Origin of the sequence: Roseburia sp. 1XD42-69, from assembly GCF_003612565.1 — a bacterium.
Lineage (GTDB): Bacteria > Bacillota > Clostridia > Lachnospirales > Lachnospiraceae > Roseburia_B.
Genome location: NZ_RAZG01000088.1, coordinates 1 through 10,078 on the forward strand (window position 1 = coordinate 1; position 10,078 = coordinate 10,078).

9 protein-coding genes are annotated in these 10,078 nt (G+C 43.6%); 8 read left to right on the forward strand and 1 reads right to left on the reverse strand.

Annotated elements, in window-relative coordinates:
• The first annotated feature begins 357 nt into the window (after positions 1-357).
• Positions 358-606, forward strand: a complete 249-nt coding sequence (locus D7Y06_RS21890) for a hypothetical protein (RefSeq protein ID WP_120409712.1) — start codon at positions 358-360, stop codon at positions 604-606.
• Positions 607-811: 205 nt separating this feature from the next.
• Here the strand turns inward: D7Y06_RS21890 and D7Y06_RS21895 are convergent, their stop codons facing one another.
• The gene (locus D7Y06_RS21895) at positions 812-2,365 is read right to left on the reverse strand and encodes a response regulator transcription factor (protein ID WP_120409713.1); all 1,554 of its coding nucleotides are present in this window, start codon (positions 2,363-2,365) and stop codon (positions 812-814) included.
• Between the two features lie 225 nt (positions 2,366-2,590).
• On the opposite strand from D7Y06_RS21895, the gene D7Y06_RS21900 reads away from it, so the two are divergent.
• The 7 genes from D7Y06_RS21900 to D7Y06_RS21930 all read left to right on the forward strand — a co-directional run bounded on the left by D7Y06_RS21900 (position 2,591) and on the right by D7Y06_RS21930 (position 10,024).
• The gene (locus D7Y06_RS21900; RefSeq protein ID WP_120409714.1) at positions 2,591-4,636 is read left to right on the forward strand and encodes a beta-galactosidase; all 2,046 of its coding nucleotides are present in this window, start codon (positions 2,591-2,593) and stop codon (positions 4,634-4,636) included.
• Between the two features lie 40 nt (positions 4,637-4,676).
• The gene (locus tag D7Y06_RS21905; protein ID WP_120409715.1) at positions 4,677-6,152 is read left to right on the forward strand and encodes an alpha-L-fucosidase; all 1,476 of its coding nucleotides are present in this window, start codon (positions 4,677-4,679) and stop codon (positions 6,150-6,152) included.
• 96 nt (positions 6,153-6,248) lie between these two features.
• Positions 6,249-7,271 carry a metallophosphoesterase family protein gene (locus D7Y06_RS21910; protein WP_243119445.1) on the forward strand — a complete coding sequence of 341 codons (1,023 nt, stop codon included), beginning with the start codon at positions 6,249-6,251 and terminating at the stop codon, positions 7,269-7,271.
• A 2-nt stretch (positions 7,272-7,273) separates the two neighbouring features.
• A complete protein-coding gene (locus D7Y06_RS21915; protein WP_120409716.1) occupies positions 7,274-7,621 on the forward strand; it encodes an ATP-binding protein in 348 nt (115 codons plus the stop codon).
• Positions 7,569-8,063 carry a hypothetical protein gene (locus tag D7Y06_RS21920; RefSeq protein WP_147415741.1) on the forward strand — a complete coding sequence of 165 codons (495 nt, stop codon included), beginning with the start codon at positions 7,569-7,571 and terminating at the stop codon, positions 8,061-8,063. Before D7Y06_RS21915 ends, D7Y06_RS21920 begins: the two co-directional genes overlap by 53 nt.
• On the forward strand, positions 8,020-8,328 hold the full coding sequence (locus D7Y06_RS21925) for an ATP-binding protein (RefSeq protein WP_120409718.1): 309 nt from the start codon (positions 8,020-8,022) through the stop codon (positions 8,326-8,328). The genes D7Y06_RS21920 and D7Y06_RS21925 overlap by 44 nt, the downstream gene beginning before the upstream one ends.
• Before the next feature lie 13 nt (positions 8,329-8,341).
• A complete protein-coding gene (locus tag D7Y06_RS21930) occupies positions 8,342-10,024 on the forward strand; it encodes a TOTE conflict system archaeo-eukaryotic primase domain-containing protein (protein ID WP_158591463.1) in 1,683 nt (560 codons plus the stop codon).
• Positions 10,025-10,078: the final 54 nt, after the last annotated feature.

A 10,078-nucleotide genomic window follows, 5' to 3' on the forward strand; every position in this document is an offset into this window, starting at 1 on the left:
TCTGTTGTCTAATTTTAGAAATTTATTAACCAAGTAGTCTTGATTGACTACACCATTATTATACTAGGAGGTGTAATGTTTTGCAGTCACCTCCTGCCTTTGTTTTGGATTTACGGATAATTGATTTTCTACGGAGATTTTAGATATGGTTTATGAGTTTTTAAAAAGAGGAATTAATATATGGTGCTGGATCTGCATGACCTGTGGGGAAATGTGTATGGGGCAATGGAGGAACACATGCCTCTTCTCACAGAAGAAAATCTTAAGAACAGGTTTCTGTGAATCTGGGAATTGCTGGCTTGGGAATTTTTAAACTGCAGCGGGCAGAACAGCGTGGTGTAATTAAAAGAGCTGGAATTGGCAGACGACCCTTTCGTCTGTTACAATTTCCACTACTTTGAGCCCCAGGTATTTACCCATCAGCAGGCGGAATTTTTAGAGGAGATGCGGGAGTTTTACAGAGAAGTGGGATATCCCGATGATATTTCAGATTTTGGGGCGTACCTTGGGGAGCATGAAAACTGGAAGAGGAAACATGCTTTAACAGGGGAAGAACCAAAGAATGACAGGGCTCTTATGGAAAAACTTTTAAGCCATGCATTTTAAGTTTATGGAAGCATCAGGAAAGGAAGTGTACTCCGGGAATTTGGCGTCATTGCCCATGCTCCCGAAGATGCTGCGAAGAGATGGGCACGGGATTTGACGGAATATTTTGAGAGAAACCACATTGGGTATGCCCTGTGGAACTATAAATGCCTGGATTTCGGACGCTTGATATGAAAGGAGAGAAGTGCAGCAGCCTGTTCTGATACTATACCCTCCGGTTCTCTTTGCGGAATTCCGCCGGGCTTTTTCCCACATACTTCTTAAATTTTACATGAAAATAATCCACATTTCGGTAGCCCACTTTCTCCGCCACGGCATACACTTTCATGTCGGAGGAGAGCAAAAGTTCTTTGGAATGTTCAATCCTTACATGGTCCACATAGGAATTAAAGTTTTCACCCATTTTTTTTGAGAAAAGTTTCCCCAGATAAGAGCTGTTGTACCTAAAGAGGGGGGCAATATTTTCCAGTGTGATATTGCTGGCAAAGTTGTGGTTTATGTAGTGTAAAATATCATCTAACACGCTTTCCCTGGAAGTGCTGCCAATGGAAGAAATCACAAGCTCAAACAGTTCTGTCAAATAGAGGAAGATTTCGTAAAGGTAAAGGCAGTCTTCTATGGATTTGATAATCTCACTGTTGTTGGGAAAAGCAATATTTGCGCTGTTGTAAAGGTGGTTTGCCTGTTCTTTTATCTGCAAAAACATATCTGTTAGAAACAGCCGGATTTCCGGGATGGAGTCCGCTGTGTCATATAGTTTTGATTTCAGTTCGTTTAAGGTTTCCGCCAGCATATTCCGGTTAAATGCCTGGAGATAGTCAAAAAGTTTTCCCGCATAAAAATCTTTTAATTCATGGTTTAACAGGAATGGGCGGTCTTTTTTTTTAGTGAGCTGCATATAGCCCATGGTATGCTGTCCCTGCTCACAGAAGAAACGGCGGCAGGAAAGTTCTTTGGCCTGACAGTAGGAATTGCATATCTCTTCTAAGGAGTGAACCGGTCTGCCATAGGCGATAAACAGGCTGTCTAAGGGGGAAAATTTCTGGGGGCGGCTTTCGCTTTCGTACCGGTTTAAAAAGTCGTTAAATTTCTGGATGGCGAAAGGCCCTTTTAAGAGCACGGCCTCTTTTCCCTCATGGACAATGCTGTGGTAGGAATTGTTGTCCTGGTTTACCACACGGAGCAAATCGGAAAAACGGTAGTTTACCCCGGAAGAATTTCTGTTGTAGGGTTCATAAATGATAACCTGATAGATTTTTGCGTCAAGATGCAGTTCCTCCGGGTCAAAGGAGGTAAAGTCTGCCGTACCGGACAAGATATCCTTAAGGATGGCGTCTTTGGCTTTCCGGCGGTAGTGTTCCCTGGCGTTTTCTGTGGCGGCTTCCGTATCCAGATCTCCCTTTACATGAACAAGAATGTCCTCCAGCTCTTTTTCGTCAATGGGTTTGGTAAGGTAATATTCTACGCCGTACCGGATAGCTTCCTGGGCATATTTAAAATCGGAATAACCGCTTAATATAATAATTTTTCCCTGAAACCCGTCGGCCCTTGCTTTTTTTATCACTTCAAGGCCCAGCATACCGGGCATACGGATATCAAGAAAAACCACGTCCGGTTTTAAGTCGCAAATCCCCTGGTAAGCGCGTCTTCCGTTTGCCGCTTCCCCTGCAATGACAAAGCCTAAGGATTCATAATCTAACAGGCATGAAATCCCTTCACGGATCACTGCCTCATCATCTGCAATCAATATTTTATACATATGGATACGCTCCTGCTTTTCAAAAGAATAAAAATCTTTTTGTCCGTCAGTATATTATAAAATCTCCGGCGTTTTTTGTCAAACAAGGGAAGGGGGATTCCTTCCTGGCCTGGGCCAAACTGCTGCAATTTTCCTTGTGCTTTATCTTGAATTTTTACTGTAGAAAAATCTCCTGGGATACTTTACAATGGGTGTAACAGTTTTTTGAAAGGAGAAGAAAAACATATGATTGAACATGAAAAAGTGAAAAAAGTTTTGTACGGCGGGGATTACAATCCGGAGCAGTGGCCGGAAGAAATCTGGGAGGAGGATATGCGGCTTTTTGCCCTGGCAGGCATTGACGTGGTGACGTTAAATGTGTTTAGCTGGGCGGCACTGCAAAAAGATGAAGTTACCTATGATTTTTCTAAGCTTGATAAGATTATGGAATTTGTAAAGAAAAATGGGATTAAAGTCTGCCTTGCCACGTCAACGGCGGCACATCCGGCATGGATGGCCAGAAAGTACCCGGATATTTTAAGGACGGACAATATGGGAATTAAGAGGAAGTTCGGGGCAAGACACAATTCCTGCCCCAACAGCCCCACCTACCGGAAATATTCTGTGGCATTGGCGGATAAACTTTCCCGGCGTTATAAGGATTATGACAATATCGTATCCTGGCATATCTCAAATGAGTATGGCGGGGAGTGTTACTGTGAAAACTGTGAGAAGGCTTTTAGGGTGTGGCTTCGGAAAAAATACGGTACGATAGAGGAGTTAAATCGTGTCTGGAATACCAGTTTCTGGGGGCATACTTTTTATGACTGGGAGGATGTGGTTCTGCCGGATCTGCGCTCCGAAGAGTTTTCCTGGGACGGGGTGCAGAGGACAAATTTCCAGGGAATTTCCCTGGATTATAAGCGGTTTAATTCCGACAGTATTTTAGACTGCTTTAAGCTGGAGCGGGATGCGGTAAAGAAAAATACCCCGAATATTCCCGTCACCACAAACCTAATGGGATGTTACCAGCCCTTAGATTACCAGAAGTGGGGAAAAGAGATGGATTTTGTCTCCTGGGACAGCTACCCGGAATTTGGCTCAGATTACAGTTACAATGCCATGTGCCATGATGTGATGCGGGGCTTAAAACAGGGGAAAACTTTTGCCTTAATGGAGCAGACTCCCAGCGTGAGCAACTGGCATGCTTACTGTGCGTTAAAGCGCCCCGGGGTGATGCGGCTTTTAAGCTACCAGGCCATGGCCCACGGAGGGGATACGGTGATGTTTTTCCAAATGAGAAGGAGTATCGGCGCCTGTGAAAAATACCACGGGGCAGTAATCGACCATGTGGGGACGGAACATACCCGGGTATTTAAAGAAATATCCGCCCTAGGAAAAGAGTTAAAAGACTTAGGGGATAAAACCCTTGGGGGCAGAACCCCGGCAAAAGCGGCCATTGTCTTTGACTGGGACAACTGGTGGGCAGCCGGCCTTTCCGCAGGGCCAAGCAATGCTATCGATTATCTGGGGGAAGTGCACCAGTATTACCGCACCCTTTTGAATATGCATATTTCTGTGGATATGATAGGGGTGGAGGATAGCCTTTCAGATTATAAGCTTGTGATTGCCCCCATGCTTTATATGTGCAAAGACGGGTTTGACGAAAAAGTCCGCAGCTTTGTAAAAGAGGGGGGAACATTTGTAACCACCTATTTCAGCGGTTATGTGGAGGACCACGATTTGGTTATTACCGGGGGGTATCCGGGACGGCTTAGAGATATCCTTGGAATCTGGGTGGAGGAATCCGATGCCCTTCCCTTAGAGAAAACAGGGGCAGAACATGCTTTCCACTATGAAAATGAGATATACCCCGCAGAAATTCTCTGTGACCTTCTCCATCTGGAAGGGGCGGAAAGCCTGGGAGAGTATGAGGATGACTTTTATGCGGGGATGCCGGCTGTGACAGTAAATGCTTTCGGAAAAGGAAAAGCTTACTATGTAGCCACCCGTTCCAGTGAGGAGTTTTACGGTAATCTTTTTGACAGAATTGTAAAAGAGCAGGGCATAGAGCCTGTGGTCACAGGAGATTTTGAGACCTGCATCGAAGCTACAGTCAGGGAAAATGAAAAGGGGAGTTTCCTGTTTCTTTTAAATCATGGGGACGGCGTGGATTCCGTTACCTTAAAGCAGGGGGGCACAGACCTTCTCTCCGGCTGGGAGTATGAAGCGGGGACAATGGTTTCCCTGGAGGCAAAGGGGGTGGCGCTGATTCAGTTAAAAGACAAGTAATCTTGCATTTGTTTGAGGAGAAAATGGAAAAGGAGGCAATATGAATCCGGAAGAAGAAATTCTTAAGAAAATGGATGAGGTGATAGACAGCGGCCTCTACAAACCGGAGTGGGATTCCCTTATGGAGAACAAAGCGCCGGGATGGTTTTTCCGGGAAAAACTGGGGATTTTTATCCACTGGGGGCTTTACAGTATTCCGGCCTATTCCAATGAGTGGTATTCCAGAAATATGTACAGAAAAGGCACAGAGGCCTTTGAGCATCACAGGAAAACTTACGGGGAGCAAAAAGACTTTGGATACAAAGATTTTATCCCCCTGTTTACGGCGAAAAACTTTGACCCGGGAGAGTGGATGGCGCTTTTCCGGGAAGCCGGGGCGGGATATGTGTTCCCGGTGGCGGAGCACCATGACGGGTTTCAGATGTATAAAAGCGGGCTGTCAGACTGGAACGCCTTTGCCATGGGGCCGAAACGTGATATTTTAGGGGAGTTAAAGGCGGCGGCAGAGAAGGAAGGGATTCAGTTCTGCACCAGTTCCCACAGGGCGGAACACTGGTTTTTTATGGGGCATGGCAGGGAGTTTGACAGCGATGTGAAAGAGCCCATGAAAAAGGGGGATTTTTACTGGCCTGCCATGCCGGAGCCAGCCCCGGAGGACTTGTATTCCAAGCCTTATCCCAGTGAGGAATTTTTAGAGGACTGGCTGGCAAGAACCGGGGAGCTGATTTTAAATTATCAGCCGAAACTTTTATATTTTGACTGGTGGATACAGCATCAGGCGTTTAAACCCTATTTAAAAAAGCTGGCGGCATTTTACTATAACCTGGGAAGAATTTGGGGGGAGGAGGTATCTGTGTGCTATAAGCATGACGCTTTCATGTTTGGCAGCGGCATTGTGGAAATGGAGCGGGGCGGTTTTCGGGAGCCAAAGCCCTACCCTTGGCAGACAGACACTGCTGTAGCCAGGAATTCCTGGTGTTACACAGATTCCTTAGAGTATAAAACCAGCGGTGAGATTATCTGTACCCTTGCGGATGTGGTTAGCAAAAACGGAAATCTCCTCTTAAATATCGGCCCCAAGGCAGACGGCAGCATTCCCGATGAGGATAAAAGAATTTTAAAAGATTTGGGGCAGTGGATGAAAGTAAATGGGGAGGCCATAAAAGGGGCCAGAGTCTGGAGAAAATCAGAGGAAGGCTCCACAAAGACAACGGAGGGTCAGTTCAGTGACCAGAAGGAGCAGGTTTTTACCACAGAGGATTACCGTTTTACCGTAAACCATGGAAATATATATGCCATTGCGTTAAAATCCCCGGGGGATGGCAGATTTCTTATCAAGTCCCTGGCGGACAGCAGAAATCAGGATTTGCCGGAATTTCACGGGATTATCTCTGGCGTGGATATTTTGGGGTATCGGGGGAGGCTTAAATGGAGGGTGGATGAGAGGGGGCTTTCTGTCCTGTCGGATTTGCCGGAATCTGAGTTTCCTGTGGTGGTTCGGGTGAGGGTGGAGTAAATAGTGTTTCGTAAAAATTGATGATTCCAGCGGTTAAGGCAGAACGATTGTGGTAAACTGTAACCAATAAGGAATGGTTTATACAGATATGACAGGATGGGTATCAATGAAATTTATACATTGTGCAGATTTACATTTGATTCTAAAATGGATACTAATTTAGATAAGGAACGTGCAAAAGAGAGAAAAGGAGAAATATTGCACACTTTCGAGCGGATGATTATGTACGCTGTTCAAAACGATATATCATCTATTTTAATTGCCGGTGATATGTTTGATGTAAAGAATATTTCTGCAACCGCCAGAAATGTAGTTCTATATAATATTGTCGGCCATCCGGAGATAACTTTTTACTATTTGAGGGGAAACCATGATAATGATAATTTCCTTTCGGGAATGGAATTGTCAAGGGAGAATGCAGAATCAGCTTACACATCCCTTGTATTGGATTCCAAAAAGTTTAATATCGTGATGCTTCATGGGCAGGAGTCAAAAAGCGATGTAAAAGACAGGGCAGAAATCATTAACCTGAAAGCGCTGAGAAATAAAGGAATAGATTATCTGGCACTGGGCCATATCCACATACATAAAATGGAGAAACTTGACGCAAGAGGGACATATTGCTATGCAGGATGTCTGGAAGGGAGAGGCTTTGACGAGTGCGGGGAACATGGATTTGTGGTACTTGATATAGATGAGGATACAGGAACGTATACCTGTGAATTTGTTCCATTTGCCCCAAGAAAGCTATATACAGTAAATGTTGATGTGACAGATTGTGGGACAACTGCTGAGATGATATCAAAAGCAGCACTGGATATACAGAATGTAGGATGTGATGATGAGGCATTAGTCAAAATTGTACTAAAAGGTTTGCTTGACGTTGAATGTGAGAAAGATATTGTATATTTTCAATCCCGATTCAGACAACGTTTTTATTATGTGAAAGTATATGATGAAACCCGGCTTAAGATTGATATCGGGGATTACATGCTGGATGAGTCGCTGAAAGGAGAGTATGTGCGCCAGGTAATGGAAGACCAGTCGATTCCTGAAGAAGATAAAAAAATAATCATTCGGTATGGTTTACAGGCAATTGCCGGGGAGGAGGTGCAGTAGAGTTGAAAATTTTATCTTGCCATATAGAAAATTTTGGGAAATTTCATGATTATTCTAAGAGTTTTAGCGATGGAGCCAACATGATCTGTGAAGAAAACGGCTGGGGAAAAAGCACCTTTGCAGCTTTTATCCGCACTATGTTTTATGGGCTTGAAGGAGATCGGAAGAGAAATATAGAAGAAAATGAGCGCAAGAGATATAAGCCATGGCAGGGCGGTGTTTTTGGCGGACAGCTTGTGTTTGAAATGCAGGGAAAAAAGTATTTGATTTCAAGAGTATTTAAAGATAAAGAAGCAAATGATGAATTTGAACTTCGGGATTGCGTCAACGGATTTAAATCTTGCAGATGATTTATTTTCACAACTCAATGAGATCCGGGATTGCGTCGTTAATTACCGAAATGCGGTGAAAGTTTTGGAAGACGCCAGGGAAGAACTTGAACAATTTGAAACAGCAAATAAGATTACCGCATGGAGTGAAATAGAGGCAGACGAATCGTTGCCAACGCTTGAGGAACTTAATCAACAAATTCAACAGTTCACAGAAGACAGAGAATCTGTCCAAAAAAATATAAACAATTATAATAAGACCCTTGAAGCTCTTCAGGAAGAGTATGATGAGTGGGAGGAAAATAGTTTAAGACTGAAAGAATTAAAATCTATACAGTCCATGGAGGAGAAAAAATATGAATGTGTCAGCATGGCAAAGAAGAAATTGGAGCAGGCAAAGGAAGTTATGACAGCAAAATATGCCGATCCAATTTTTCAGGGATTCGGCCCATTTTCATATTGATGCAAATACGGCAGTTACGGTAGATGAATGGGGCAAGCAGCGGGATACAAATACTCTCAGTTCCGGGTATCGGGATCTGATTGGGATTTGTCTTAGGATAGCCCTTGTTGACGCTATGTATCAAGAAGAAGAGCCGCCTCTTATCATGGATGATCCGTTTACGAACCTGGATGACAAAAAAGTTCATGCGGGTATGGAATTTATAGAAAAGCTTGCCCAAAAGTATCAGATTATCTATTTCACCTGCAGCGCTTCAAGGGGATAAATGGATTCAAAGTTTGAAAAAAATAGGGGCAAAATATTGTAGCCTTCTTCCAATTGACATAACGGAAAATACTGCCAGACACTTTTTTGCCAGGTTCTGGGGCAGGGAAGATGTCTATGCGAAGCGGAGCGTAAGCAAAAAGACGGGGAAAGCAGGCTATTTTCCCCAGTGTGATAATCTCTGGCATTATGGCGTCTGCCCAAAGGCGGATAAGGTAAAAATTCAGTGCGGCAAGTGCGAAAATCAAAGTTACAGTAAACTGGGCATTGCACAGATTATAGGACATTTGAAAGGAGAAAGAGCGGATGGTTCCGATGTGATCGGGGTGTATCCGCTCTTGCCTGATGATACCTGCCGTTTTATTGTTTTTGATTTTGATAACCACGAAAAGGGAGCAGAAGAAAAGGACTTTGCCAACACAGATAATGAGTGGAAAGAAGAAGTGGATGCGGTACGGACTATCTGCAAAGAACAGGGGATTGATGCTTTAACAGAGCGTTCCCGTTCCGGAAGGGGAGCGCATCTGTGGATATTTTTCGCCCAGAAAATTCCGGCAGGTCTTGCCAGAAAATTTGGTTTTGCATTGTTGGATAAAGGTGCGGAAACGGTAAATATGAAATCCTTTCGGTATTATGACCGTATGCTGCCGACACAGAATCATGTACTGGACGGCGGAATTGGTAATTTAATTGCACTGCCGCTGCAGGGACAGGCATTGAGGGAGGGCAATAGTGCATTTATTGATGAAAATTGGAATGCTTATCAGGATCAGTGGAAAGTTCTGATGGAGACAAAAAAGTTATCGAAAGAAAAAATAGAAGAATGTATCAAAACCTGGTTGCCGGAAAATCCATTTGAACCTGGCATGGAAAATGAGGAGATAAGAATCAAGCCATGGGAGTATCAACGGAAGTTTCATTCGGAAGATGCCATGGGAAGCATGAAAATTGTTTTATCGAACCTGATTTATGTGGATACGAAAAATCTAAAGTATCGCCTGCAAAATCAGGTGAGGCGTTTAGCGGCTTTTTTAAATCCGGTTTATTTTAAAAATCAAAGAATTGGCTATTCCAATTATCTGGAGTCCAGAACGATTTATATGGGACAGGAGGAGTATGGGTATATCGGGATACCAAGGGGGCAGTATGACGAATTAGTAAAGAGATGTGAGGAAGCTGGAATCCATTATCATTTAGAGGATAAAAGAACGGTTGGGCGGAGGATAGATGTCACATTTCAGGGTGAATTACGTAAATCACAGATACCGGCTGTGAAAAAAATGCTGGAAAAAGATACAGGTATTTTAAGCGCCGCCACAGCATTTGGAAAGACGGTAGTGTGCGGCAAATTGATTGCAGAGAGAAAAGTAAGTACGCTCATTTTGTTGGAATCATCCGCATTGATGGAACAGTGGGCGGATGCTTTTCAGGATTTTTTAGATATTAAGGAGGAGTTACCGGAATATCAGACACCTTCCGGCAGGATAAAAAAACGGAAAAGTGTAATCGGAAAAATTCATGGAGCCCATGATTCTTCCACAGGAATCATAGATATTGCTATGGTCGGTTCACTGTATAAAAAGGGAGAATTCCACCCCAAGCTGCAGGAATATGGCATGGTGATTATGGATGATGAGCGCGTTATAATAAGGACAAAGTTAGAGAAACCCAATAAAATCACAATGTCATTAACTTAAGGAATCTTTTACATTTGAATTGTAAAAGATTCCTTTTTTCTGTATTTTTATTGT

What these genes read in the sequence shown, in the direction of transcription:
- D7Y06_RS21925 (WP_120409718.1), top strand. Translation starts at nt 8,020, where the DNA reads ATGCCGATCCAATTTTTCAGGGATTCGGCCCATTTTCATATTGATGCA.
- D7Y06_RS21920 (WP_147415741.1), top strand. Translation starts at nt 7,569, where the DNA reads ATGATGAATTTGAACTTCGGGATTGCGTCAACGGATTTAAATCTTGCA.
- D7Y06_RS21895 (WP_120409713.1), bottom strand. Translation starts at nt 2,365, where the DNA reads ATGTATAAAATATTGATTGCAGATGATGAGGCAGTGATCCGTGAAGGG.
- D7Y06_RS21900 (WP_120409714.1), top strand. Translation starts at nt 2,591, where the DNA reads ATGATTGAACATGAAAAAGTGAAAAAAGTTTTGTACGGCGGGGATTAC.
- D7Y06_RS21910 (WP_243119445.1), top strand. Translation starts at nt 6,249, where the DNA reads ATGGGTATCAATGAAATTTATACATTGTGCAGATTTACATTTGATTCT.
- D7Y06_RS21905 (WP_120409715.1), top strand. Translation starts at nt 4,677, where the DNA reads ATGAATCCGGAAGAAGAAATTCTTAAGAAAATGGATGAGGTGATAGAC.